Origin of the sequence: Microbulbifer halophilus (assembly GCF_026183675.1) — a bacterium.
In the GTDB taxonomy this organism is placed as follows: Bacteria; Pseudomonadota; Gammaproteobacteria; order Pseudomonadales; family Cellvibrionaceae; genus Microbulbifer; species Microbulbifer halophilus.
This window is the reverse complement of record NZ_JAPIVK010000029.1, coordinates 1-25,564: the sequence shown is the minus strand read 5'-3', so window position 1 is coordinate 25,564 and position 25,564 is coordinate 1. Positions and strand designations below refer to the sequence as shown.

General features: G+C 62.9%; 19 protein-coding genes. 13 read left to right on the top strand and 6 right to left on the bottom strand.

What is annotated here, in order from left to right; translation table 11 throughout:
* The first annotated feature begins 4 nt into the window (after positions 1-4).
* The 11 genes from OQE62_RS14610 to rpoS all read left to right on the top strand — a co-directional run bounded on the left by OQE62_RS14610 (position 5) and on the right by rpoS (position 10,756).
* A complete protein-coding gene (locus tag OQE62_RS14610; protein ID WP_265722785.1) occupies positions 5-1,660 on the top strand; it encodes a CTP synthase in 1,656 nt (551 codons plus the stop codon).
* Positions 1,661-1,772: 112 nt separating this feature from the next.
* Positions 1,773-2,618, top strand: a complete 846-nt coding sequence (kdsA, locus tag OQE62_RS14605) for a 3-deoxy-8-phosphooctulonate synthase (protein WP_265722784.1) — start codon at positions 1,773-1,775, stop codon at positions 2,616-2,618.
* 245 nt (positions 2,619-2,863) lie between these two features.
* Positions 2,864-4,150, top strand: coding sequence for a phosphopyruvate hydratase (gene eno, locus OQE62_RS14600; protein ID WP_265722783.1), 1,287 nt, complete (start codon positions 2,864-2,866; stop codon positions 4,148-4,150).
* Between the two features lie 124 nt (positions 4,151-4,274).
* A complete protein-coding gene (locus OQE62_RS14595; protein ID WP_265722782.1) occupies positions 4,275-4,565 on the top strand; it encodes a septum formation initiator family protein in 291 nt (96 codons plus the stop codon).
* Positions 4,558-5,277 carry a 2-C-methyl-D-erythritol 4-phosphate cytidylyltransferase gene (gene ispD, locus OQE62_RS14590; RefSeq protein WP_265722781.1) on the top strand — a complete coding sequence of 240 codons (720 nt, stop codon included), beginning with the start codon at positions 4,558-4,560 and terminating at the stop codon, positions 5,275-5,277. The genes OQE62_RS14595 and ispD overlap by 8 nt, the downstream gene beginning before the upstream one ends.
* The gene (gene ispF, locus OQE62_RS14585) at positions 5,277-5,777 is read left to right on the top strand and encodes a 2-C-methyl-D-erythritol 2,4-cyclodiphosphate synthase (protein WP_265722780.1); all 501 of its coding nucleotides are present in this window, start codon (positions 5,277-5,279) and stop codon (positions 5,775-5,777) included. The genes ispD and ispF overlap by 1 nt, the downstream gene beginning before the upstream one ends.
* Positions 5,770-6,747 carry a tRNA pseudouridine(13) synthase TruD gene (gene truD, locus OQE62_RS14580; protein ID WP_265722779.1) on the top strand — a complete coding sequence of 326 codons (978 nt, stop codon included), beginning with the start codon at positions 5,770-5,772 and terminating at the stop codon, positions 6,745-6,747. Before ispF ends, truD begins: the two co-directional genes overlap by 8 nt.
* Before the next feature lie 179 nt (positions 6,748-6,926).
* Complete coding sequence (locus OQE62_RS14575) at positions 6,927-7,598, top strand: protein-L-isoaspartate(D-aspartate) O-methyltransferase (RefSeq protein WP_377535465.1); 672 nt, start codon at positions 6,927-6,929, stop codon at positions 7,596-7,598.
* 14 nt (positions 7,599-7,612) lie between these two features.
* On the top strand, positions 7,613-8,545 hold the full coding sequence (locus OQE62_RS14570) for a DUF368 domain-containing protein (protein ID WP_265722777.1): 933 nt from the start codon (positions 7,613-7,615) through the stop codon (positions 8,543-8,545).
* Between the two features lie 246 nt (positions 8,546-8,791).
* Positions 8,792-9,523 carry a peptidoglycan DD-metalloendopeptidase family protein gene (locus tag OQE62_RS14565; protein WP_265722776.1) on the top strand — a complete coding sequence of 244 codons (732 nt, stop codon included), beginning with the start codon at positions 8,792-8,794 and terminating at the stop codon, positions 9,521-9,523.
* 192 nt (positions 9,524-9,715) lie between these two features.
* On the top strand, positions 9,716-10,756 hold the full coding sequence (gene rpoS / locus OQE62_RS14560; RefSeq protein ID WP_265722775.1) for an RNA polymerase sigma factor RpoS: 1,041 nt from the start codon (positions 9,716-9,718) through the stop codon (positions 10,754-10,756).
* Between the two features lie 127 nt (positions 10,757-10,883).
* On the opposite strand, the gene OQE62_RS14555 is transcribed toward rpoS, so the two are convergent.
* The 5 genes from OQE62_RS14555 to OQE62_RS14535 all read right to left on the bottom strand — a co-directional run bounded on the left by OQE62_RS14555 (position 10,884) and on the right by OQE62_RS14535 (position 19,637).
* Complete coding sequence (locus OQE62_RS14555) at positions 10,884-11,210, bottom strand: YdbL family protein (protein ID WP_265722774.1); 327 nt, start codon at positions 11,208-11,210, stop codon at positions 10,884-10,886.
* 11 nt (positions 11,211-11,221) lie between these two features.
* Positions 11,222-11,416 (bottom strand): YnbE family lipoprotein, encoded by a 195-nt coding sequence (locus OQE62_RS14550; protein WP_250463782.1) that lies wholly within the window; start codon positions 11,414-11,416, stop codon positions 11,222-11,224.
* Positions 11,417-11,614: 198 nt separating this feature from the next.
* On the bottom strand, positions 11,615-14,629 hold the full coding sequence (locus OQE62_RS14545) for an intermembrane phospholipid transport protein YdbH family protein (RefSeq protein WP_265722773.1): 3,015 nt from the start codon (positions 14,627-14,629) through the stop codon (positions 11,615-11,617).
* Positions 14,630-14,981: 352 nt separating this feature from the next.
* Positions 14,982-18,146, bottom strand: coding sequence for an efflux RND transporter permease subunit (locus OQE62_RS14540; RefSeq protein ID WP_265722772.1), 3,165 nt, complete (start codon positions 18,144-18,146; stop codon positions 14,982-14,984).
* 297 nt (positions 18,147-18,443) lie between these two features.
* Complete coding sequence (locus OQE62_RS14535; RefSeq protein WP_265722771.1) at positions 18,444-19,637, bottom strand: efflux RND transporter periplasmic adaptor subunit; 1,194 nt, start codon at positions 19,635-19,637, stop codon at positions 18,444-18,446.
* 582 nt (positions 19,638-20,219) lie between these two features.
* Between OQE62_RS14535 and ggt the strand changes: the two genes are divergently transcribed.
* Together ggt and pepN are read left to right on the top strand one after the other, a co-directional pair.
* On the top strand, positions 20,220-21,929 hold the full coding sequence (gene ggt / locus OQE62_RS14530) for a gamma-glutamyltransferase (RefSeq protein ID WP_265722770.1): 1,710 nt from the start codon (positions 20,220-20,222) through the stop codon (positions 21,927-21,929).
* Positions 21,930-22,244: 315 nt separating this feature from the next.
* Positions 22,245-24,875, top strand: a complete 2,631-nt coding sequence (pepN, locus tag OQE62_RS14525; RefSeq protein ID WP_265722769.1) for an aminopeptidase N — start codon at positions 22,245-22,247, stop codon at positions 24,873-24,875.
* 69 nt (positions 24,876-24,944) lie between these two features.
* Here pepN and OQE62_RS14520 read toward each other — a convergent pair whose 3' ends face one another.
* Positions 24,945-25,493 carry a histidine phosphatase family protein gene (locus OQE62_RS14520; RefSeq protein ID WP_265722768.1) on the bottom strand — a complete coding sequence of 183 codons (549 nt, stop codon included), beginning with the start codon at positions 25,491-25,493 and terminating at the stop codon, positions 24,945-24,947.
* Between the last annotated feature and the right edge of the window lie 71 nt (positions 25,494-25,564).

Sequence of the window (25,564 nt, the reverse complement as noted above, 5' to 3'; positions counted from 1 at the left end):
TTGCATGACGCGCTATATTTTTGTCACTGGTGGCGTGGTTTCCTCGTTGGGGAAAGGTATCGCCTCCGCCTCCCTGGCCGCCATTCTCGAGGCCCGCGGCCTCAAGGTCACCATCCTCAAACTGGACCCCTACATCAACGTGGACCCGGGCACCATGAGCCCCTTCCAGCACGGCGAGGTCTATGTGACCGAAGATGGCGCCGAGACGGATCTGGACCTGGGGCACTACGAGCGCTTTATCCGCACGCGCATGTCCAAGCGCAACAACTTCACCACCGGCCGCGTCTACGAAACCGTGCTGCGCAAAGAGCGCCGCGGCGACTACCTGGGCGGCACCGTGCAGGTGATTCCGCATATCACCGATGAAATCAAGCGCCGCGTCCTGGAAGGCGGCCGCGAAATGGATGTGGCCATCGTCGAGATCGGCGGCACCGTGGGCGATATCGAATCCCAGCCGTTCCTGGAGTCCGTGCGCCAGCTGCGCGTGGAGCTGGGCCTGAACCGCGCCCTGCTGATTCACCTCAGTTATGTCCCCTTCATCGCCACCGCCGGCGAAACCAAGACCAAGCCGACCCAGCACTCGGTCAAGGAGCTGCGTTCCATCGGCCTGCAGCCGGATATCCTGCTGTGCCGCTCCGAGCGCGAGATCGACGAGGACTCCCGCCGCAAGATTGCGCTCTTTACCAACGTCGAAGAGCGCGCGGTGGTGCCACTGCCGGATGCCAAGACCATTTACGGCGTGCCGCGCCTGCTGCACGGCTACGGCCTGGACGATATCGTGGTGGACAAACTGCAGCTGGAATGTGCCGCGCCGGATCTGTCCGAGTGGGACCAGGTCGTGGACGGCAAGCTGAACCCGCAGCACCAGGTGAAGATTGCCATGGTGGGCAAGTACATGGAGCTGCTGGACGCCTACAAATCCCTGAACGAATCCCTGATCCACGCCGGTATCAAGCACCGCTGCAAGGTGGATATCGATTTCATCAACGCCGAAGACGTGGAGGCCGAGAACGGCCTGGAACTGATTGAGGGTGCCGATGCCATACTGGTGCCCGGCGGTTTTGGCGAGCGCGGCCTGGAAGGCAAACTGGAATCCGTGCGCTATGCGCGCGAGAACAATATTCCCTACCTGGGCATCTGCCTGGGCCTGCAGTCGGTCGTGATCGAGTTTGCGCGCAATGTGCTGGGACTGAAGGAAGCCAATAGCACCGAGTTCGATGTCAAGACGCAACACCCGGTGATTGCCCTGATCACCGAATGGGTCGACAGCGAGGGCCAGGTCGAGAAGCGCGACGAACAGTCCGACCTGGGCGGCACCATGCGTCTCGGTGGCCAGGAATGCCGCCTGGCCAAAGACAGCAAGGCGCGGGAAATCTACGGCTCCGACGTGATCGTCGAGCGCCACCGCCACCGCTTTGAGGTGAACAACAACTACGTCGACAGCCTGCAGAAGGCCGGCCTGAAGGTCGGCGGCTGGTCCGCGGACGACACGCTGGTGGAAATGGTGGAGTTACCGGAACACCCCTGGTTCCTGGCCTGCCAGTTCCACCCGGAGTTCACCTCCACACCGCGCGATGGCCACCCCCTGTTCGAAAGCTTCGTCGCCGCGGCGATGGAGCAGCATGAAAAGCAGAACCCGGGATCCGGGCCCCGGGGCTAGCCCGGGAACGCGGAGCTATTTATCTGGAGCGCTGAAGGCTCCAGCTCCGCTTGCGGGCCGCAGGCCCGCCGTAGGAGCCTGTTGACAGGCGAATAAAAAAGGTGGGAAAACATTGAAGAATATTGAAGTCGGAAACGTCCAGGTCGCCAACGACAAACCGTTCACGCTGTTCGGCGGCATGAACGTACTGGAATCCCGCGACCTGGCCATGCAGGTAGCCGAGCACTATGTAAAGGTCACCGAGAAGCTCGGTATTCCCTATGTTTTCAAGGCGTCGTTCGACAAGGCAAACCGCTCCTCCATCCACTCCTACCGCGGCCCCGGTATGGAGGAGGGCCTGAGAATTTTTGAAGAGATCAAGAACACTTTCGATGTACCGTTGATCACCGACGTGCACGAACCGCACCAGGCCGCACCGGTGGCGGAAGTGGTGGATGTGATCCAGCTGCCCGCCTTCCTCGCCCGCCAGACCGACCTGGTGACGGCAATGGCGGGCACCGGTGCAGTGATCAATGTGAAAAAGCCGCAATTCATGAGCCCGCCACAAGTGAAAAACGTGGTGGAGAAGTTCGCCGAGGGCGGCAACGAGAAAGTCATCCTCTGCGAGCGCGGCGCCTGCTTTGGTTACGACAACCTGGTGGTCGATATGCTCGGCTTCCGCACCATGATCGACTCCACCGGCGGCGCACCGCTGATTTTCGACGTGACCCATGCGCTGCAAATGCGCGACCCGGGCGGCGCCGCTTCCGGCGGCCGCCGCGCCCAGGTCACCGAACTGGGCCGCGCCGGCCTGTCCATCGGCATCGCCGGCCTCTTTCTGGAGGCCCACCCGAATCCGGACAAGGCGCTGTGCGACGGCCCCAGCGCATTGCCACTGGAAAAACTGGAGCCCTTCCTGGCGCAGATGAAAGCCGTGGACGAGCTGGTAAAAAGCCTGGAGCCGCTGGATACGAAGTAAAATCGGGAGTTTGAAAAGAATTCAGGAGTCCGATGCAAAGGCCCTGATGCCGGGGGCAGTTTGCGGGACTGTCTGCGAGAGGGACCTCGCAGACAAGCCTACAGGGACGTATACACGGCGTGTCCCGCAAACTGCCCCCCGCCACTGCCCCCTCTTACGGGAGTGGCAAGAGAGGGAGGGGCAATGACAAACAAACGAACACCAATCAGCCATTCATCACTCAAAAAACATGGAGCCCTTGTTAAATGAGCAAAATCGTCGCCGTAAAAGCCTACGAAGTACTGGATTCCCGCGGAAACCCCACGGTAGAAGCCGATGTGATCCTGGAAGACGGATCTGTCGGTTCCGCCTGCGCCCCGTCCGGCGCCTCCACCGGTTCCCGCGAAGCGCTGGAACTGCGCGACGGCGACAAGAGCCGCTACCTGGGCAAGGGTGTACTGAAGGCCGTTGAAAACATCAATACCACCATTGCCGATCTGCTGAAAGGCATGGACGCAACCGACCAGCGCGCGCTGGACAAGGCGATGATCGATGCCGACGGCACCGAGAACAAATCCAAGCTGGGTGCCAATGCCATCCTGGCGGTGTCCCTGGCCGCGGCCAAGGCGGCGGCAGCTTCCAAGAAGGTGCCGCTGTATCGGCACATCGCCGAGGTGAACGGTACGGCCGGCGAGTACAGCATGCCGGTGCCCATGATGAATATCCTCAATGGCGGAGAGCACGCCGACAACAATGTGGATATCCAGGAATTCATGATCCAGCCTGTGAAGGCCGGGAGCTTTACCGAAGCCCTGCGCCAGGGTGCCGAGATTTTCCACTCCCTGAAAAAAGTACTGTCGGCCCAGGGCCTGAACACCGCCGTCGGTGACGAGGGCGGCTTCGCTCCCGACCTGCCGTCCAACGAAGGCGCACTGAAAGTGATCGCCGAGGCGGTGGAAAAAGCCGGCTACAAACTGGGCGAAGACGTGACCCTGGCCCTGGACTGCGCCTCCTCCGAATTCTACAAGGATGGCAAATACGATCTGTCCGGCGAAGGCAAGCAGTTCGACAGCGCAGGCTTCGCCGACTACCTCGCAGACCTGTCCGCCAACTACCCGATCCTGTCCATCGAAGACGGCATGGACGAGAGCGACTGGGACGGCTGGAAAGTGTTGACCGACAAGATCGGCGACAAGGTACAGCTGGTGGGCGACGACCTGTTTGTGACCAACACCAGGATCCTGAAGGAAGGCATTGACAAGGGTGTGGGCAACTCGATCCTGATCAAGTTCAACCAGATCGGCTCCCTGACCGAGACCCTGGATGCGATCAAGATGGCCAAGGACGCCGGCTACACCGCGGTTATTTCCCACCGCTCCGGCGAGACCGAAGATACCACCATCGCCGACCTGGCCGTCGCCACTGCCGCGGGCCAGATCAAGACCGGCTCCCTGAGCCGCTCCGACCGCGTGGCCAAGTACAACCGCCTGCTGCGTATCGAAGCCGAGCTGGATGGCTCCGCCCCGTATCGCGGCCGCGCCGAATTCAAATAAGACCCGGCACGGCAATATGTAGGGGCGAACCTTGTGTTCGCCCTGGTCGACGGCCCGCCCCGGGGCGGGCGAGCACAAGGTTCGCCCCTACCGGTGCAGATCGTTGGATGCGTGTGATTTTCCTATGAAATGGCTGCTGGCAATTCTCACCGTCATGCTACTCGTCACCCAGTATCGCCTCTGGGTAGGTGAGGACAGCCTGGCGGAAGTCACCCGCCTGAAGCGCGAGTTGACCCAGCAACAGGAAAAGAACAGTGCCTTGGAGCGCGCCAATCGCCAGTTGCTGCGCGAAGTGCGCAGCCTCAAGGAGGGCACCGACGGCGTCGAGGCCAAGGCCCGCTACGATCTGGGCCTGATCAAAGAGGACGAGACGCTGTTTATCTTTCTCGACCCGGAGGAGTCCAAGAGTGATTAGTGGCTACTGGGTGCTGGTGCCCGCAGCCGGTATCGGCAAACGCATGGGCGCCGACAGGCCCAAACAGTATCTGCCCCTGCTGGGGCGCCCGCTGTTGTCGCTGACACTGCGCAATATCCTCACCTGGCCCGGTGTCGCGGGCGTGGTGGTGGCCCTGTCCGACGACGATACCTATTTCGAGCACCTGCCCGAAGCCGGGCACCCGCAGGTGCATCGGGTTACCGGCGGCGCCGAGCGGGCGGACTCGGTGTTGGCCGCGCTCAACTTTCTCGCCACACGCGAAGCCGGCGATACCCCGGTGCTGGTACACGACGCCGCGCGCCCCTGCGTGGCACTGGAGGATATCGAGGCGCTGTTGGACGACGATGTCTCCCCATCGGCGCTGCTGGCCCTTCCGGCCAGCGATACCGTCAAGCAGAGCCGTGTCGAGGGCGGCCGATCGGTGGTCGACAGCACCCTGAGCCGCGATTCTGTCTGGCTGGCACAGACACCACAGCGCGCGCCGCTCGCTCTGCTTCACTCCTGCCTGCGCCGCGGGCTGGAACGGGGCGAACCGGTCACCGACGAAGCCAGCGCGCTGGAACTGTCCGGCCATCGGCCGCAACTGGTACCCGGGCGCCGGGACAACCTCAAGATCACCCATCCCACCGATATTCTGCTGGCGGAAACCATTCTGCGTTTGCGCTATGCCGCCACAGAGGACAAGCGCTAGTGAGTTTTCGCATCGGCCAGGGCTTTGACGTACACGCCTTCCGCACCGGCGGGGGCGACTGCGGCGATCATGTGATCCTGGGCGGCGTCCGCATTGCCCACCAGCGGGGACTGAAAGCCCACTCCGATGGCGACGTGCTGCTGCACGCACTGGCGGATGCGCTATTGGGCGCGCTGGCCCTGGGGGATATCGGTCACCATTTTCCCGACACGGACGCGGAGTACGCCGGCGCCGACAGCCGCGCACTGTTGCGACATGTGGTCGGGCTGGTTGCCGGGCGCGGCTATCGGCTGGTCAACGCCGACTGCACCCTGATCGCCCAGGCGCCGAAGATGGCGCCGCATATCGACGCCATGCGGGTGAATATCGCCGCCGACTGCGGTGTGGAGATCGATGCGGCGAGCGTCAAGGCCACCACCAGCGAGCGCCTCGGTTTTACCGGCCGCGGCGAGGGCATTGCCGCCCAGGCCACGGTGTTGCTCGAGCGTGTCGATGACTGATTTCCCAACCAACTGGAGCCGGGCGCTCGACTGGCCGCGGGCGCTGGGTGGCGCCGCCCTGGAGGGTGACTTCCGCAGCCTGCCGGAGGACTTTGTCGTCGATGAGCTCGCCGGCCCGCCGATTGACGATACCGGCGAGCATGTCTACCTGCAGATCTGCAAGCGCGGCGCCAATACCGGCTGGGTGGCGCAGCAACTGGCGCGGCTGGCGGGTGTGCGCCCACAGGATGTCGGTTACTACGGCCTCAAGGACCGCCACGCGGTCACCAGCCAGTGGTTCAGTGTCTGGCTGGGGCAGAAACGGTCGCCGGACTGGTCCGGTATCGACAGCGACGAAATTGCGCTGCTGCAACACCATCGGGGCCCGCGCAAACTGCGTCGCGGCGAGCACGGCGGCAACCGCTTCGCCATCCGCCTGCGCAAACTCCGCGGCGATCGCGAGGCGGCGGAGCAGGTGCTGGCGCGGATCGCCGGCGGAGTGCCCAATTACTTCGGTGAACAGCGCTTCGGCCGCGAGGGCGGCAATCTGGAGCTGGCGCGCCGGCTGGCGGAGGAGGGCGGTCGCTGCCGCCGGAGCGAGAAGTCGTTCGCCATGTCCGCCGCCCGCAGCTGGCTGTACAACCGGGTGCTGGCGGAGCGGGTAAAGCTGCAGAACTGGCAGCAGCCGCTGGCCGGAGAGCCGGAAGCCGAGCCCACGGGCCCCCTGTGGGGGCGCGGCCGCAATCCAGCCGGGGAAGTCGTGGGGGAGCTGGAGCAGCGGCTGGTGGCCCCCTGGCAAGCCTGGTGCGACTGGCTGGAGCACTGCGGCCTGAAGCAGGAGCGGCGGCCGCTGGTGCTGCAGCCGGAGGCCTTCGAATACCAGTGGTCGGAAGATGAGCTGCTGTTGCGTTTTGCACTGCCGCCGGGGACTTTTGCCACTGCGGTGCTGCGGGAGGTGGCAGTACTGGCCAATGCGTCCGGTGCCACATAGAATCTGTTTCTGATTTGGGGTCTTGGCCTGCCTTTCCTTTTGGGGCGGGAGAAGAGGGCCCCCGATCGGCCGCCCTCTCCCTAACCCTCTCCCGGGGAGGGGGGACTGCTCAGTGCCGAAATGAACCCGGCGGGCGGGTGTGCCGTGCGCACCGCTGAAGTTTGGAACAATAAAAGAATATGGACCGCTTGAAACGTGAAGGTTTGGGGATGACCTCCCAGCGCACCCGCAACCGCCTGATCCAGAGGCTGCGGGAAGAGGGAATAACAAACGAAACCGTCCTGGATGTAATGGCATCCACGCCGCGCCACCTGTTCCTGGACGAAGCCCTGGCGGTCCGCGCCTACGAGGATACCTCCCTGCCCATCGGCTACGGACAGACCATCTCCCAGCCCTATATCGTCGCGCGCATGACCGAACTGCTGCTCAGCCGCGCGAAATCCCTGCACCGGGTGCTGGAAGTAGGCACCGGTTCCGGCTACCAGACGGCGATACTGGCGCGCCTGGTGGACAATCTCTATTCGGTTGAGCGCATAGGCCCGCTGCTGGACAAGGCGCGCCGGCGCATGCGGGAATTGGGTCTGTACAACGTGGAACTCAGGCTCAGCAGCGGCGGTTTCGGCTGGCCGGACAAGGGCCCCTACGACGCCATCCTGGCCGCAGCTGCGCCGGCCTCGGTGCCTGCCGAACTGAAGGAGCAGCTGGCGCCCAACGGTGTGCTGGTACTGCCGATCGGTTCCGACCGCCAGCACCTGACCATCGTCAGCCGCCGCGATGACAGCGAGCAGTTCGATGTGGAGCGGCTCGAGGCAGTGCGTTTTGTGCCGCTGCTCGGCGGCGTGGTTCGATGAAGGAGAAAAAGGTATTGCGAAGTCGCTACTGGGCGGTGGTTGCCCGCGGCATGGCCATGGGCGCCGCGGATGTGGTGCCCGGGGTTTCCGGCGGCACCATCGCGTTTATTACCGGCATCTACCGGGAGTTGCTGGATTCCCTCAGTAGCATCGGCCCGCAGACCCTGACGCTCCTGTACCGCAGGGGCATCGCCGCCGCCTGGCAGAGTATCAACGGCGGTTTCCTGCTGGCCCTGTTCAGCGGCATACTGCTCAGTATTTTCAGCCTGGCCACATTGATCAGTTACCTGCTGGCCAGCTACCCGATCGTGGTCTGGAGCTTCTTTTTCGGGCTGATTCTCGCCTCCACAGTGCCGATTCTGCGACAGATTCCGCGGCGATCACCGTCGGTGTTTGTCTGTCTCGCCCTGGGGGGTCTGTTGGCAGTTGCGGTGAGCGAAATGCGGCCCGCGCAGATACCGGCCACACCGCTGACCCTGTTTCTCTCCGGCGCACTGGCGATCAGCGCCATGATACTGCCGGGGATTTCCGGCGCTTTCATCCTGCTGATGATCGGTGTCTATCCGCGCGTGCTGGCCGCCGTGCACGAGTTGCAATTGTTCAACCTGTTCTGTTTTGCCAGTGGTGCCGCGGCGGGGTTGATGCTGTTCAGCCGCCTGCTGTCCTGGCTGATGCACCGATACGTTTCCCGTACCCTGGCATTCCTCGCCGGTGTGCTGCTGGGCAGCCTCAAGATCGTGTGGCCGTGGAAGTTGCCCGCCGGTGAAGTTGCCGCTGGCGGAGACAAAGTGGCACCGTTGATGTCGAATACCTTGCCCACCACCTATGCGAGCGCGACCGGTGAACAGACCTATCTCGTCCCGGCACTGGCGGCAGCGGTGGCCGCCTCCGCGCTGGTGTTGGTGGTGGATTACCTGGGTGAAAAATACCGTTCTGTGCACCCTTGATGGGCGGCGCCTGAAAGCGCACCGGGTACAGATCGGAATGGCAGTTGTTTCCAGAGGCTTTTGGCCCGGTTTCGGGATATTTTTTTAGACACTTTTTCCATAAATCCGGCCGTCTGATGTAAAAAGAGAATAATGAATTGTCGTCTTTTGCAACAATCTGAGTCTCTATTCTGGCGGCCAAATTCGCATAGCCTTCGCCGGTCGCTTTGCTGTGTGTTAAAGATAATTAGCGCGCTGGGGGTTGCTATGCTGATTGCAGGTTGCACCGCGCACCGTGCCCCCACCAGCTCTCTGGAACAACCGCCGAGCCAGCGGATCGGTCACCATACCGTCAGCCGCGGCGAAACCCTCTACTCCATCGCCTGGCGCTACGGCAAGGATTACCGGGAAGTTGCGGCCGTCAACAGGATAGCCCCGCCCTATCGGATATACCCGGGCCAGAAGTTGAAGTTGACGGGCAGCGCCCCGGTGGCGGCAGCTCCCAAGACGGTCAAAAAGACCCGTCCAACGCCTCCCGACAAGACTGCCCCAGCGAAAAAAAAGCGGGTCCGTAATAAAAAATCATTAACATCGAAGAAGCCGCAGAAACCGGATTCGCGTATTTCATCTAACGGAATTCGGTGGCAATGGCCGGCAAAGGGCAAGCTCATCAGCGGCTTCCGCTCCGGGGATCCGCTGCGCAAGGGTGTTGATATCGCCGGGGAAAAGGGGGACGCTGTACTCGCAGCAGCCAATGGCACCGTGATCTACGCGGGGAGTGCGCTGAGAGGCTACGGGAAACTGTTGATCGTCAAGCACAGCGAGGAATTCCTCAGTGCTTATGCTCACAACCACAAACTGCTGGTGCGTGAGGGCAGCGAAGTCGAAGCGGGGCAACGGATAGCGGAACTGGGTTCGAGTGGTACCAGCCGCAACATGCTCCACTTTGAAATTCGCCGCAGCGGGCAACCGGTCAATCCCGAAACCTATTTGCCATGATCCGTGTAGGGCGTCCGGCGGTTCTGCAGATAAAAATGGACTTTTAATTTGTACCACTTGAGGTAGTCACCGGAATCGTGACGGCCGCAAGGTCAAACGATGCCGGAGGCTGTCGCACTGACGGCGGTCCCCCAGGGGCTGGAGTCGAGCAGCAGTGCGGCTGACATTGGCAAAGTACAAGGAGTTGGGGAAATGGAAGCACATCGGCAAGATCGGGCAGTCGCCGGCCAGGCAGAACTTCCTCCAGAGTTGAATAATGAACAGCAACCGCAAGTAGAGAAAACAAAGGACACTTCCAAGAGCCGCTCCCGGGGCGTCGCGGCAAAAAAAAGCTCCGAACCCACCCCCCTGAAGGCGCGCGAGCGCAAGTCGGAAACCGACAGTCATTTGCAGAAAAATCTCGACGCCACCCAGCTGTACCTGAACGAGATCGGCTTTTCCCCGCTGTTGACCGCAGAGGAAGAGGTGTATTACGCGCGCAAGGCACTGCGCGGTGATGCGGCGGCGCGAAAACGCATGATCGAAAGCAACCTGCGGCTTGTGGTGAAAATTGCCCGCCGGTACGTGAGTCGCGGTCTGGCGTTACTGGATCTGATCGAGGAGGGCAATCTCGGCCTGATCCGCGCGGTGGAAAAATTTGATCCGGAGCGCGGTTTCCGCTTTTCCACATACGCTACCTGGTGGATCCGGCAGACCATTGAGCGGGCCATCATGAACCAGACCCGCACAATCCGTTTGCCGATTCACGTCGTCAAGGAGTTGAATGTCTATTTGCGTGCATCCCGTGAATTGGCACAGAAGCTCGATCACGAGCCCTCGGCGGAAGAGATAGCCTCCCTGCTGGACAAACCGGTGGAAGATGTGGAGCGCATGCTGGGCCTGAACGAGCGCGTCACCTCGGTGGATACGCCGATCGGTCCGTCTTCGGAAAAGACCGTGGTAGACACCATTCCGGACCAGCACGAATCCGATCCGGCGGAACTGCTGCAGGACACCGACCTGTTTGACAGTATCAACCGCTGGCTGGGTGAACTGCCGGACAAACAGTGCGAAGTGGTATCGCGCCGTTTCGGCCTGCGGGGCTATGAGGCCAGCACCCTGGAAGAAGTCGGGCGCGAAATCGGGCTGACCCGGGAGCGTGTCCGCCAGATTCAGGTGGATGCCCTCAAGCGCCTGCGAGAGGTGATGGAAAAACAGGGCCTTGACAGCCACTCGCTGTTTGCAAACCTGTAGAGTCGAAATAAAAACCCGGCGTGCGCCTAATGCCGGTCAGTTGCCTTAACTGACTGGCATTACGGCGTGCGCCGGTTTTTTTGTGGTTGGTTGTGAGTGATCAGTGGTTGGGATCGCCACTAACCACTCATTTTTGCGCCCACCGTCCCCGGTTGTCCTGGTAGTACTCCCCGGATGACAGTCGCGCCTCCAGTTTCTGCGCCGCGCGGGCGGCCACCTGGGCTACGGCGATATCGTTGCGCTTGGCGATGCGGGCATACTCGGCCTTGCGTTTGGCGTTGACTTCGGCTACCAGCTGCTCCAGCTGTGGCGAACTCTGGCCCACTACGGCGATATAGCCGCTGTTGGCTTCGCCCACCAGTCCCTGGCTGCGGGCCTGGTCCAGGGAGATGGCCATGGCCGGCAGGGCGATGGCGAGGCCCAGGCAGAGCAGGGCAGTCTTTACTGTCTTCACGGTGCGCCTCCTTAGAAAATACCTTCTTTGTCTTCGAACAGGTTGTCGAGCTCCTTGTCGACCTTCACGCGAATCTCGTGCTCTATCTTGACGTTGAGATTGACAGTGATCGGTTCGCTGGGCGCCTGTACCGCCACGGTAGGCGTACACCCCGCCGCGGTCACGGCGGCGGCCAGTAGCAGCGGAAGCAGTCGGGTGGTTGTCATCGGACCTTCCTCAATCATTACACCACACTAGCCCGCGTTGCGGGACCACGGGTCGAATATCGCAAGCCTTCATGGAGGCTGCCCTGCATTCTATGGGTACTAGCTTAACTCAAACTGAATGTTCAAATCGCAAATATCGAAAATTAAATACCAGGGTTCGCAGTGTCCCGGTGCTTATAGCCGATCTTTGATATTCAATCATTGATTGTCGACGGCTTCCTCCAGCGACCCGGTCAGGTCCCGGCTGGCCTGCAGCGAGCGCAGCATGTCGGGGATATTGTTTTCCAGATTCAGGTTGATTACCAGGTCCCGGTCTTGCGCCACCGAGTCGCTGCGACCCACCAGTTTCAGCTGCATCTGCATGTCGCCGCTGGGAGGGTATTCCAGGGTGCCGCTCAGCTCGCGGTAGTTGTAGTCTTCCAGCGCTCCGGCGATCAGCTTCAGTTGCGGGTTGCCGGACAGCATATCGGGAGAGAAGGCGCCGTAGTAGCGCAGTCTGCCACCCGGGGGACGCGCCTCGACGCGGCCCTGCTCCACGGTGACGCCGTCCTCGCCGGTCAGCAGCGGAATGTGCAGGTCGAGAATGCCGCTGGCGGCAAAATTCCCGACTTCCGTTTCGCTGGCGAGCTGTTCCAGGGAAATGCCGTCCAGGCGGATCTCGCTGCGCCGTTCTTTGCCGTCGAGGTTCCAGGTCAGTCCAGCTGACTGCAGCTTTCCGCTGAGGAGCTCTGCGCTCAGGTCGGAGAGGGCGAGGTCGCCCTGTGGGGTCAGGGAAAGGGCGAAACGGATGTCGTCGATCGCCAGGCCCACGTCGACGGAACCGATCCGAAGCGGCTGGGGACTTTCGGTGATCCAGGTATCGCCCCGATACAGGGCGGTAACCTGTCCCGACAGGTCGACGGCGAACATATCGCCGTAGACAGCGGCGATCCGATCCAGGGTCATCGATATGCTGTCGCCGCCCTGCCCGTCGCCCAGTGGCCAGGAAACCCGGCCGCGGGCCGCGATACTGCCGGCAACCAGATCCACCGGCAGGCCGCCGATCGAGTCGCTGAGCGGCGCGTCGCGGCTGAATCCGGTGGAGGGCAGCTCGAAGCTGGCGGCGCCGCGCCCGCTTTCGAGCTGGTGGCGCCAGTCGGCGTTGGCGCGGAGGGTGCCCGCCCGCAGGTGGCCACTGCCCTGCAGGGTGTCGCCGGCCAGTTCGAGCTGGCCGCGGATCGACGGGTCGAGGGCGTATTGTTCCTGTACCAGGACACGGATATCCCGGGAACGGTACTTCGCCTCTGCCCGCGGTTGCCCGTTTTCCGCGGTAAAGGAGATTGCTTCCAGCTCGATGGTACCGGAGGTTTCCAGCTTCGGGGCCCGGGCGTCGCCGACCGCTATCGCGAGAGAGGCGGCATGGCAGTGCGGCTGTCCCGCCGCCAGCAAACACTGCAATTTCGGGGATCGCAGGTGCAGGTCCTGCAGTTTCCAATCCTGCCGCTGCAGGGTAGCGGCGGCGATTTCCGTATCCAGGAGTATCGCCCCGAGTTGCTGCTTCCGGGCGTCGATTTCCAGCCGGGAATGGAGGGAGACCTTTTCGCCGGTCAGCTCTTGTGCGGGCAGCGCCAGTTTGTCGGTCTCGCTGTCCAGTTCCAGTGCGCAGGTGCGGTCACTGTCGATCCGACATGTCATGTTCGAGACGCGGGCGGAAACCGGCGCGTCGCCGTTGCCGGGCTGTGCCGTCAGCTCCAGCGCCGGTGCCGCCAGTGCAATGGCGCCGGGCCACTGCGCGGCCGTGACTGTCAGCGCTTCGGCCAGTTCCAGCGCGGCTGTGGCTTTTTGCCAACCGAGTTGATCCGGGATCGTTGCCCCGGCGTCTCTCCCCGATACCTCGATACCGAGCCGGGTCTGCGGCAGCAGGATGAATTCGATATCTTTTACCGTGGGTGCACTGCCCACGGTAAACTGCTGCAGGGGCTCCAGCTTTGCGGTGCCGCGGAAACTGCCGCGGCCCTCCGGCGACGACAGTTCCACCGCCCGCGACTGCCAGCGCCCGGCTTCCAGCAGGGGTGTCAGGGCCTCGAACTCAATTTCACCGGTCAGGGAAATAACCGGCTGGCCCCCGGAAACCTCGGTATCGATATCCGCGCTCAACAGCGGCGCGTCGCCGGCAACGGGGGTGACGACCAATCGGCCGCTACCGGCAATATCCCGCGGTCGGAAGGGGAGTAGCGAGGCAAAGGCGATGGTGGTGGCTTCGGGGGTGTCGAACGCAACGCGCACTGGTGCGCCCAGCAGGGCTTCGGGCAGGGTGACTGTGGCGGCGTCTGCAGACAGGTCGAGAGCGGTATTCCGGTACTCGCCCGGGCGCAGCAACCGATCCGGCAACCGTGTATTCAGTTCTGCATTGACGGCTCCCGTCGCCGCGGCCACTGTTTCCCGCACCTGCTGCGGCAGTGGCAGTTTGCGCAATTGTTCCAGGTTCAGCTGAAGTTGCAGTTGTGTGTCCCAGCCTGTGGTATCGAGTCGGTTTGCCCTGCCGGAAAGAATTGCGGCCTGTTCTTTCCCTGCCTGCAGCTCCGCCCGAATATCGAGTTGCCGATCCGGGGTGTGCAGCCGGAAACGGAGCTGCTGTTGTTCGCTGGTCAGGCGCAGGTCGATACGGTCTTTGCGATGATCGCGGGTCGATGTCAGCCGGCCCCGTTCGATGGGGCCGCCCAGCCAGCGCAGGTCGCTGATTTCGATGCGCTCGGGCAGGTATCGCTGCAGCAATTGCAGCAGTTCGCTGAGACGCAGTTCGCCGCTATCCGGTTCGCGCGGTGCCTGCGTCTCTTCCGCTGGCTGCGGGGGATCGCCGGCGGTGGTTTCCGCGGTTGCCGGTGCCGCCGGCGGGACCGGGGCGTCGATCTGTGGGGCGGGAAGATAGCCGAGTTCGGCGATGGCGAGCCGGCTGTGGTTTTCCCCGGCGCCGAACAGCAGGTCGAGGGGCTGCTGCAGTTGTATATCGCGCAGGGCGATCTTGGAGCCGCTTTCCAGGGTCAGGGTGATCTGCTCCAGGCTCATGGAGCTCAGCCCGACTTCGAGCCCCCGGATGGATTCCACCCGGCTTCCCTCCAGCAGCGGATTGACCAGGTTCGGTGCAATACGATCCCGATTCTGCCACGCCCACCAGCCGGCCACCACCGGGATCAATACGACGGCAATCAGTATTCTGAGTCGGGATCTGCGCACCGGGTTCCTCTCGCTTGCGGGCGTTGAGCGGTTTCAGTGTAACCATCTACGCGCAATTATGAGAGGGGGAGGAGAAAAGTGCCCGGGAGGATTTCCCGGAGCGTCGGGACGGGGGAGGTGTTGGGTAAAAATCGCGATGTCGAAGTGAAGGCCCTGATGCCGGGTATCCCCTTGCGGGACTGTCTGCGAGAGGGGCCGAAGGCGCCGTGAATACTTGGAGCGGCCGGGCCACCTCGCAGACAAGCCTACAGGGATGTATTTAGGGGGGGGCGCCTAGCCCGTGTCCCGCAAGGGGATACCCGGTATCAGGGCCGCCCCGGAGCTACCTGGAGCCCCGGGAGCAGTCCCCGGTTTATGCCTCGGCCAGTGCTGCTTCCGCCCGGCGGGCCTGCCTGGTTTTCCCGGCCAGCTTACGCAGCGCCACATAGAACACCGGCGTCAGGAAAAGCCCGAACAGGGTCACACCCACCATGCCGAAGACGAGGGCGATCCCCAGTGCCTGGCGGACTTCGGCGCCGGCGCCACTGCCCAGTACCAGCGGCACTACCGCGGCGGTAAAGGTGATGGAGGTCATCACGATCGGGCGCAGCCGCAGGCGGCAGGCTTCCAGCGCCGCTTCAACCGGTGTCATGCCTTCGTGTTCCTCCAATTCGCGGGCGAATTCCACGATCAGGATGGCGTTTTTACAGGCCAGTGCAATCAACACCACCAGCCCCACCTGGACGAAGATATTGTTGTCGCCACCGGTAAACCAGACGCCCAGCAGCGCCGACAGCATGCACATGGGCACGATCAGGATCACCGCCAGGGGCAGGGTCCAGCTCTCGTAGAGTGCTGCGAGCACCAGGAACACCAGCAGGATGGCCAGCGGGAACACCAGCAGTGCCGCGTCGCCCTGGGTGGCCTGCTGGTAGCTCAGGTCGGTCCACTCGATGGTCATGCCGTTGGGCAGTACTTCATCGGCGATACGGTTGAGAGCCTCCATCGCCTGGGCGGAGGACAGCACCCGCGGGTCCGCCTCGCCGGCCAGGTCCGCGGCCGGGTAGCCGTTGTAGCGCAGCACCGGGTCCGGGCCGTAGTCCCGCGTGATATCCACCACGGAACCGATGGGTACCATCTCGCCGTTCATATTGCGGGTGCGCAGCCGGTTGATATCGTCGACGTCCTCGCGGAAGGGGGCGTCCGCCTGGGCGATCACCTGCCAGGTGCGACCGAAGCGGTTGAAGTCGTTGACGTAACTGGAACCCAAGTAGGTCTGCAGCGTGTCGAACAACCCGGTGAGGGGCACCCCCTGGGCCTTGGCCTTGAGGCGGTCCACCTCCGCATTCAACTGCGGCACATTGGCCTGGTAGCTGGTGATCGGGAAGCTCATCCCCGGCGTCTGTGCCACGGCGCCCTGAAAGGCGTTGACCGCGTTTTGCAGTTCGCCGTAGCCCAGGTCGGCGCGGTCCTCGATAAACATCTGGTAGCCGGAACCGTTACCCAGGCCCTGGATCGGCGGCGGCATGAAGGAGAAGGTAAAGCCCTCCTTGAGGCCCGCGATCTTGCTGTTGATCTCCGCATTGATCTCGCTGGCGCTGCGTTCGCGCTCGTCGAAGGGATCCAGCGGCAGGAACACCACACCGGTATTGGAGGTATTGGTGAACTGCAGCGCGTTCAGGCCCGGGAAGGCCACCGAGTGGGCTACGCCTTCGGTGTCCATGGCGATATCGATGACTTTCTGCAGCAGACGGTCGGTGCGCTCCAGTGAGGCGCCCTCGGGCAGTTTTACACCGGCGATCAGGTACATCTTGTCCTGTACCGGAATAAAGCCCGGCGGTACCGCCTTGAACAGCAGTCCGGTGCAGGTCAGCAGCACGGCATAGACTGCAAACACGGCGCCGCGCCGGCGCAGCGAGTGGGAGACGCCGCCGCGGTACTTTTTCGAGCTGGCGCCGAAGAAGCGGTTGAAGGGGCGGAATATCCAGCCGAACAGCCTGTCGATGATCCGCGTCAACCTGTCCTTGGGGGCGTCGTGGGGCTTGAGCAGCATGGCTGCCAGTGCCGGCGACAGGGTCAGCGAGTTGACGGTGGAAATCACCGTGGAAATGGCGATGGTCACCGCAAACTGCTGGTAGAACTGGCCGGTGACACCGGACAGGAAGGCCATGGGCACGAACACCGCACAGAGCACCAGGCCGATGGCGATAATGGGCCCGGAGACTTCCTTCATCGCCTGGTGTGCGGCCGCCAGTGGTGCCAGCCCCTCCTCGATATTCCGTTCCACGTTTTCCACCACCACGATGGCGTCGTCCACCACGATACCGATGGCCAGAACCAGCCCGAACAGGGTCAGGGTATTGATCGAATAGCCGAGCAGGTGAAGCGCCGCAAAAGTGCCGATCACCGACACCGGTACCGCCAGCAGCGGGATGATGGACGCGCGCCAGGTCTGCAGGAACAGGGTCACTACCAGTACCACCAGCAGCACGGCTTCCAGCAGCGTCTTGATCACCGCCTTGATGGAGTCGCTGACGAAGATGGTGGTGTCGTAGACGGTTTCGTATTCCACCCCCTCGGGGAAGCGGGTGGCGATCTCGTCCATGGTGGCGACGACGTTCTCGCGGATTTCAAGCGCGTTGGCGCCGGGTGCCTGGAAGATGCCGATGGCCACGGCGTCCTTGCTGTCGAGCTGGGCCCGCAGGGTGTAATCGCCGGCGCCCAGTTCCAACCGCGCCACGTCGGACAGCCGCACCAGTTCGCCGTCGGTACCGCTCTCCAGCACGATGTTGCCGAATTCCTCCACCGTGCGCAGGCGCCCCTGGGCGTTGATCAGGGTGAGGAAATCACTGTCGGCGATGGGCTCTGCGCCCAGCTGCCCGGCGGACACCTGGATATTCTGTTCGCGCATGGCGCCCACCACGTCGCTGGCGGTGAGGCCGCGGGCGGCGATCTTGTCCGGGTTCAGCCAGGCGCGCATGGCGTAGTCGCCGCCACCGAATATCTGTGCGTCGCCGACCCCGCGGATGCGCGCCAGTGCATCGCGTACGTGCAGGCGGGCGAAGTTGCGCAGGTAGAGGGTGTCGTAGCGGCCGTCCGGCGAGGTCAGGTGCACCACCATCAGGAAGGTGGGGGACTGCTTCTGGGTGGTGACGCCCTGGCGGCGCACATCCTCCGGCAGCCGCGCCAGCGCCTGACTGACACGGTTCTGCACCCGTACCGTGGCCTCCTCGGCGTCGATATCCGGCCGAAATGTCACCGTCATCTGCAGTACGCCGTCGGAGCCGGCTACGGACTTGAGGTACATCATGCCCTCGACACCGTTGATGGCCTCCTCCAGTGGCGTGGCCACGGTTTCGGCGATGACCTTGGGGTTGGCACCCGGGTAGACGGTGCGCACCACCACCGATGGTGGTACCACCTCCGGGTATTCGCTGACGGGCAGATTCGGGATCGAGATCAGCCCTACGGCGAAAATAATGATCGACAGCACCGCCGCGAAGATGGGCCTGTCGACGAAAAATCGGGAGAAATTCATTTGCTAGTCCTGAAAGGTAACTAATTGCCACCTCTCTATTGTCAGTAAGAGAGAGTGGTGGCCCTGCTACCGGTGGCTGTTTGCGGGACACGGCTAGGCGCCCCCGCCGTGTATACATCCCTGTAGGCTTATCGGCGAGGTGTCCCGGCCGCTCCAGGTATTCACGGCGCCTTCGGCCCCTCTCGCCGACAGTCCCGCAAACAGCCACCGGCATCAGGGCCTTCGCGTCTGACTCCGGTGTTTTTTTCCGAACTTACGTAGGGTGCGCCGTGCGCACCGTCCTCGGGGTACTTTGTGTCAGGGTTGCACTGACGCCAGCGCCGTTTTCGCAACGGTTCCACCATCCCGCATGGCAACCTGCTGCGGCTCAACCGGCATACCGTCGGCAAAGATTTTCTGCACGCCGCTGACCACAACCCGGTCGCCGTTTTTCAGGCCGTCGCGAATAACCAGCAGTTCGCCCTGGGTGCGTCCCGGGGTAATCTGGCGGCGCGCCGCAGTGTTGTTGGCGTCCACCACGAATACATAGCGGCGGTCCTGGTCGGTCAGCACCGCCTTGCGATTGACCAGCAGGGCGTGTTCCATTTTTGCCACCGGCAGCTGTACGCGCACGAACTGGCCCGGCCTGAAGGCGCCTTCCGGGTTTGCCAGTTCCGCGCGGAACTGCAGTGTGCCGGTGCCCGGATCCAGGCGGTTGTCGATAAAGTCGAGATTGCCGCGATAGGGAAAGCCGGAATCGCCGGCCAGTCCGATACGCACCGGAGTGGGAGTCCCGGCGGCGAGCAGTTGCCGGCTGTCGAGCGCAGAATCTTCGTCTGCGTCGAAGTAGACGTGCATCGGGCTGACGGAAACCACGGTGGTCAATAGTGTCTGGTCGGCGCTGGCCAGGTTTCCCTGTGTCACCAGTGCGCGGCCGGTGCGGCCACTCACCGGGGCTGTCACGCGGGTGTAGCGCAGCTCCAGTTCCGCCGACTCCAGCGCGGCCTCGGCGGCGCTGACGTCGGCCCTGGCGCCCGCCAGTGTCGCCTCGCGCCGGTCGTACTCCTCGCGGGAGATGGCCCGTTTGTCCAGCAGCGGTTTGGCGCGGCCGGCTTCGGTTTTTGCCAGTGCCAGCTGGCTCTGGGCGCGGGCCAGGTCCGCCCGGGCGGCGCGGACCCGCGCCCGGTAGGGGCGCGGGTCTATCTGGAACAGCAGGTCGCCGGCTTCCACCAGCTCCCCCTCTTCAAAGGCGACTTTGTCGATATAGCCACTGACGCGCGGGCGCAGATCTACTGTTTCCGGCGCCACCACCCGGCCGGTAAAGGATTCCCACAGGGTGACCGGCTCCGCCACCACCTGCGCCACGTTGACGGCCGGCGGTGGTGTCTGCTGTTCCTGTGCGCCGCCGCCCTGCGAATCGCAGCCAACTGCCACTATCGTCGCCATCATTGCGAAGGCGAGGTTTCGCAACCGGCCTGCCGAGCGTGTGTTGAATTTATTCAGACTGTCCATGCGCGTTACTCCCGCTGTCACTTTCTCTGTGGCTCCCGGATGGGAGCCATACCGCCAATGCCCCGTGTACCAGCCAGGTCTCCGGGGCGCTTACTGGAAAAAGGTTATCGAAAACCTTGGGGACTGCCAGTGTTTCCCCGATGGGGACTGCACAGGCTCGGAGGATTCTAGTTCCTCAAGTTAACTTGAGGTCAACAGTTAGTGGGTCGTGCGTAAAGTTGTGTGACAAAGGAGCACAGCCAAAACGTCCAGATCAAGGCGAGAAAGCGCTGGAATAGTGGTTCTATTTCGAGCTTTCTCAACGCAGAGCCGGGCGTTCTGGCGCAGCGAACTGTTGCAGAACTTTGCCCACGGCCCACTAGTGTCGAAGATTGGTCGCAACCCTGTTGTATCCGTGAACACACTATACGGAGGGGGCGGTATCGGGCGGTAGAAAATTACTGCGGGAAGGTTGTCCGATTCTGTAAAGGAGGGTGGCCCCGGGGGCAAGCTTGCGCCGGGCGGTGAAATATGGAGACTGGCTCTCTGTAACCGGAATAATACAAACCTGTAACAGAAAATAAATACCGAGAGGCAAAATCCGTGAAACGCCTGTTTTGTAAAAGCTCACTGGCGGCATTCCTGTCGACACTGCTGACTGCGGTGTCCGCCGATGCCTACGATCGTGTCAACGGCGAGGGGTTTGCCAGCCGCTCCCAGGTGCTGGCCACCCGGGGCATGGCGGCCACCAGCCAGCCGTTGGCAACCCAGGTTGCGCTGGATATTCTCAAGCGCGGCGGCAGCGCGGTGGACGCCGCCATCGCCGCCAACGCCGCGCAGGGGTTGATGGAGCCCACCGGCAACGGTATCGGTGGCGACCTGTTCGCCATCGTCTGGAGCGCCGGCGAGGAAGAGCTTTACGGCCTGAACGCTAGCGGTCGCTCGCCCAAGTCCCTGCCGTTTGAATACTTTGCCGACAATAACCTGGATAGGATTCCTTCCCACGGCCCGCTGCCGGTATCGGTGCCCGGTGCGGTGGACGGCTGGTTCGAGTTGCACGACAGGTTCGGCCGGCTGCCGATGGAAGAGGTGCTGGAGCCGGCGATCGACTACGCGCAAAGCGGCTTCCCGGTGACACAACTGGTTGCCTATTACTGGAATCGCTCGGTGCCGCTGCTGGAGAAGTATCCGGGTTTCCGCGAGACCTATATGCCCGGCGGCGAGGCGCCGAAGGAGGGCGATATTTTCCGCAACCCACGGCTGGCGAAGACCCTCACCAAAATTGCCGAGGGCGGTCGCGACGCCTTCTACAAGGGGGATATCGCCCGGGAAATTGCGGCCTATATGGAAGAGAACGGCGGCTTCCTGTCCTATGAAGACCTGGCGTCCCACGAATCCGAATGGGTGGAACCGGTGTCCACCAATTATCGCGGCTACGATGTCTGGGAGCTGCCGCCGAACGGGCAGGGGATCGCCGCGCTGCAGATTCTGAATATCCTGGAAGGCTATGACCTGGCGAAAATGGGCCGCACCAGCCCGGAGTATATTCACCACTTTGTCGAGGCGAAGAAGCTGGCCTTCGAGGACCGCGCCAAATACTACGCCGATCCGGCCTTCAACGAACTGCCGGTGCAGGAACTGATCTCGAAGGAGTACGCCGCCGAACGCCGCCAACTGATCGACCCGGACAAGGCGGCCAGTCGCTATGACGCGGGCAATGTGGCGCTGCGACACGGCGACACCATCTACCTGACGGTGGCGGACAGGGACGGCAATATGGTGTCCCTGATCCAGAGCAACTACCGCGGCATGGGTTCCGGCATGACGCCGGGCGAACTCGGTTTCATCCTGCAGGATCGCGGCGAGATGTTCAGCCTCAAGGAAGGCCACTTCAACCAGTACCAGCCGGGCAAGCGCCCCTTCCATACCATCATCCCGGCGTTTGTCACCAAAGACGGCGAGCCCTGGATGAGCTTCGGCGTCATGGGCGGCGCCACCCAGCCGCAGATGCACGCGCAGATCCTGATCAATATGCTGGACTTCGGCCTGAACGTGCAGGAGGCGGGAGATGCGCCGCGGATTCTGCACAGCGGCTCCAGCCAGCCCACCGACGAGATGATGCGCGACGGCGGCTATATCAGCCTGGAGGACGGCTTCCCGATGGAGACCCGCCGCAGGCTGGTGCAGATGGGGCACGAACTCCGTTTCGTGAGCGGGCCCTACGGCGGCTACCAGGGCATCATGCGGGATGACCAGGGGGTCTACCACGGCGCTTCCGAGAGCCGCAAGGATGGTCACGCGGCGGGGTATTGATTGGGTATGGTGAGTAATGCCGCGACCCTGGCATAGGGGGGCCTTAGTTGGCACCGGGACGGCGCTGCTGCCGGGGCACCCTTGCGAGACACGCCGTAAATCCATCCCTGGAGGCTTGTCTGCGAGGTCCCTCTCGCAGACAGTCTCGCAAGGGTGCCCCGGCAGCAGCGCCTTCGCATTTACATCGAGACTCCGTTGAACGAGCCCGGGCGTTTTCTCGACCTTGGCAGTGACACTGAAATCTATATAGTGGGCCTTTTCCCCCGCCGGGAATCCGGCGGGGCGGTTGTAACCAAAGGAATGCCCAGTAGACCCATGAAAGACGCCCAGCCCCGCACCGTTTATCGTAAAGACTACCACGCCCCGGAATACCTGGTGGACAGCACCCGCCTGCATTTCGAGCTGCAGCCGAAATCCACCCTGGTCAAGTCCTGTTTGCAGATCCGGCGTAACCCGGATGCCGGCGGGGGGCTGCCGCCGCTGGTGCTGGACGGTATCGAGCTGGAACTGCTGTCGGTTTCCATCGACGGCGCGCTGGTGCCCGCCAGCCGCTACCGCGAGCTGCCCGAGGGGCTGTCGATCGATGTGGAGAAACCCGAGTTCCTGCTGGAGATCCACAACCGCATCAGCCCGGAGGACAACACCTCGCTCGAAGGGCTCTACCTGTCCAACGGCATGTACTGCACCCAGTGCGAGGCCGAGGGCTTCCGCAAGATCACCTACTACCCGGACCGCCCGGATGTGATGTCGAAGTTCACCACCACCATCGTCGCGCCGCGGCAGTACCCGGTGTTGCTGGCCAACGGCAACGAGATAGAGAGGAGCCACACCGAGGACGGGCGCCAGGTAGTCACATGGGAGGATCCCTTCGCCAAGCCGGCCTACCTGTTTGCGCTGGTGGCGGGTGAATTGCAGCATATCGAGGATAGCTTCACCACCGCCAGCGGCCGTGAAGTGAAGCTGCAGATCTTCACCGAGGCGAAAAATATCGGCAAGTGCGACCACGCCATGCGCTCGCTGAAGAAAGCCATGCGCTGGGACGAGGAAGTCTACGGCCGCGAGTACGACCTGGATATCTTCATGGTCGTGGCCGTCGATCACTTCAATATGGGCGCGATGGAAAACAAGGGCCTGAATATCTTCAACTCCGCCTGCGTGCTGGCGAGCCCCAAGACCGCCACCGACCGCAGTTTCCAGACCATCGAATCCATCGTCGGCCACGAGTATTTCCACAACTGGTCCGGCAACCGGGTCACCTGCCGCGACTGGTTCCAGTTGAGCCTGAAAGAGGGCTTTACCGTTTTCCGCGACGCCGAGTTCTCCGCCGATATGAACTCCCGCGCGGTGAAGCGCATCGAGGACGTCTCCATGCTGCGCACCGCGCAGTTTGCCGAGGACGCCGGCCCCATGGCCCACCCGGTGCGGCCGGACTCCTATATGGAAATCTCCAACTTCTACACCCTGACCATCTACGAAAAGGGCGCGGAAGTGGTGCGCATGATTCACACCCTGCTCGGTGCCGAAGGCTTCCGCAAAGGCAGCGACCTCTATTTCGAGCGCCACGACGGCCAGGCGGTGACCTGTGAGGATTTCGTCAGGGCCATGGAGGACGCCAACGGCGTCGACCTGACCCGCTTCCGCCGCTGGTACAGCCAGGCGGGCACGCCGGTGCTGGATGTGAGTGACGAGTTCGACGCGCGCAGCGGCACCTATTCGCTGACGATCAGGCAGTCCTGCCCGCCCACCCCGGGCCAGGAGGAAAAGCTGCCGCTGCATATTCCCGTTGCCATGGGCCTGCTCGACAGCGACGGCAATGACCTGCCACTGGACGACGACGACAACACGCAGAAAGTGCTCGAAGTGACCGAAGCCGAGCAGACTTTCCGCTTCGAAGGCCTGAAAGAGAAACCGCTGCCTTCCCTGCTGCGCGGTTTCTCCGCGCCGGTCAAGGTTCACTACGACTACAGCACCGAACAGTTGCTGTTCCTGATGCGCAGCGACAGCGACGAGTTCAACCGCTGGGACGCCGGCCAGCGCCTGGCCTTCGCCGCGCTGGAGCAGTTGCAGCAGGATTTCCGCGCGGGGCGCACACTCGAACTGCAGCCGGAGCTGGTGGATGCCTATCGCAGTGTGTTGGCAAACCGCGAACTGGATCAGGCGCTAGTGGCGGAAATGCTGGCGCTGCCCAGCGCCCAGACACTGGCGGAACACGCGCAGAAGATCGACGCCGAGGCCATTGTCGCCGCGCGGGATTTTGCCCGGCGCGAGCTGGCGCTGGCCCTGAAAGACGAGTTGCGGGACTGCTATCGCCGGCTGCAGAGCGATAAACCCTACGACCCCAACGCCGCGGATATCGCCGAGCGCAGCCTGAAAAATACCTGCCTCGCCTACCTGTCCGTGACGGAAGAGCCGGAGCTGCTGACACTGGCCGAAGAGCAATTCTCCGAGGCGGCCAACATGACCGACAGCGCCGCCGCGCTGGCGGCACTCACCAACCACGCCCCGGACGATATTGCCACCTCGGCGCTGGAGAATTTCTACCGGCGCTGGGAAGGGGATACCCAGGTGGTGGAACTCTGGTTTGGCGTGCAGAGCGGCAGCGCCAGGCGTGGCACTTTGGATGCCGTACGCGAGCTGATGCAGCACCCGGCGTTTGAATTGAAAAACCCGAACAAGGTGCGGTCGGTCATCGGCGTTTTCGCCAATCGCAACTTCGCCCAGTTCCATCGCACCGACGGCAGCGGCTTTGCGTTCCTGGCGGAACAGGTGGTCGCGCTGGACAAGCTCAACCCGCAGGTGGCCGCGCGGCTGGTGACACCGCTGACCCGCTGGAAAAAGTACACCGAAGAGCTGGGTGAGAAAATGCGGGCCGCGCTGCAGTCTGTGATGGATTCCGGCAAGATTTCGCGGGATCTGTACGAGGTGGTCAGCAAGAGCCTGGCGTAGTCTGGGTGCGCCGAGCTCCAGCTCGGCATGCGGGCCGCAGGCCCGCCGGGCGAACACAAAGATTCGCCCCTACACAATGCGGCTGCGGCGCTCGGCGCCCAGCCGGCGAATCTCCAGTTTTCCGCCGTCCAGGGACAGTTCGGTCACCGAAGTGTAATCCGGCCTGAACTGGCGAACCCGCCTGTCGCCGCGAATATGCGCCACCACCGAATTGAGCACCATAAAGTGGCAGAAGACCGCGGTGTCCTGTTGCAGTTGCGCGAGGTAATCGATGGTATTGCGGCGCCAGCCGGACTGCAGCGCATCTTTTTTGTCCCATTCGCTTTCCAGTAAGCCGCGCAGCCAGTCGCCGCGCCTGTGCAATGGCACATCCGGGGGAGAGGGAATCTCGATCACCGCCTCCTCGATGGAGACCGGTGCCTGCCAGCGATCCGCCAGCGGTTGGGCGGTCTGCTGGGCGCGGGCCTTGGGGCTGCTGACCAGGGAAAAACGTTCGCTTCGCGCGTAGCGCTCGGCCAGCTCCCGCGCCTGCCGCTGGCCCAGTTCCGTCAGTCCCGGGTCGGCATCCCGCGGCGACTTTGCTGCCTCGCCGTGGCGCACCAGTAATATTTTTGTCACTTCAGTCTCCGGCTCCCCGAGATTATTGTAGATACCATCTGTCCCTACATCCCTCAAGGGGCTATCTGGCC

Excerpts from the sequence above, each read along its gene's own strand:
- OQE62_RS14610 (WP_265722785.1), top strand. The coding sequence starts at position 5 with ATGACGCGCTATATTTTTGTCACTGGTGGCGTGGTTTCCTCGTTGGGG.
- eno (WP_265722783.1), top strand. The coding sequence starts at position 2,864 with ATGAGCAAAATCGTCGCCGTAAAAGCCTACGAAGTACTGGATTCCCGC.
- OQE62_RS14595 (WP_265722782.1), top strand. The coding sequence starts at position 4,275 with ATGAAATGGCTGCTGGCAATTCTCACCGTCATGCTACTCGTCACCCAG.
- truD (WP_265722779.1), top strand. The coding sequence starts at position 5,770 with ATGACTGATTTCCCAACCAACTGGAGCCGGGCGCTCGACTGGCCGCGG.
- OQE62_RS14575 (WP_377535465.1), top strand. The coding sequence starts at position 6,927 with ATGGACCGCTTGAAACGTGAAGGTTTGGGGATGACCTCCCAGCGCACC.
- OQE62_RS14565 (WP_265722776.1), top strand. The coding sequence starts at position 8,792 with ATGCTGATTGCAGGTTGCACCGCGCACCGTGCCCCCACCAGCTCTCTG.
- rpoS (WP_265722775.1), top strand. The coding sequence starts at position 9,716 with ATGGAAGCACATCGGCAAGATCGGGCAGTCGCCGGCCAGGCAGAACTT.
- OQE62_RS14550 (WP_250463782.1), bottom strand. The coding sequence starts at position 11,416 with ATGACAACCACCCGACTGCTTCCGCTGCTACTGGCCGCCGCCGTGACC.
- OQE62_RS14540 (WP_265722772.1), bottom strand. The coding sequence starts at position 18,146 with ATGAATTTCTCCCGATTTTTCGTCGACAGGCCCATCTTCGCGGCGGTG.
- OQE62_RS14535 (WP_265722771.1), bottom strand. The coding sequence starts at position 19,637 with ATGGACAGTCTGAATAAATTCAACACACGCTCGGCAGGCCGGTTGCGA.
- pepN (WP_265722769.1), top strand. The coding sequence starts at position 22,245 with ATGAAAGACGCCCAGCCCCGCACCGTTTATCGTAAAGACTACCACGCC.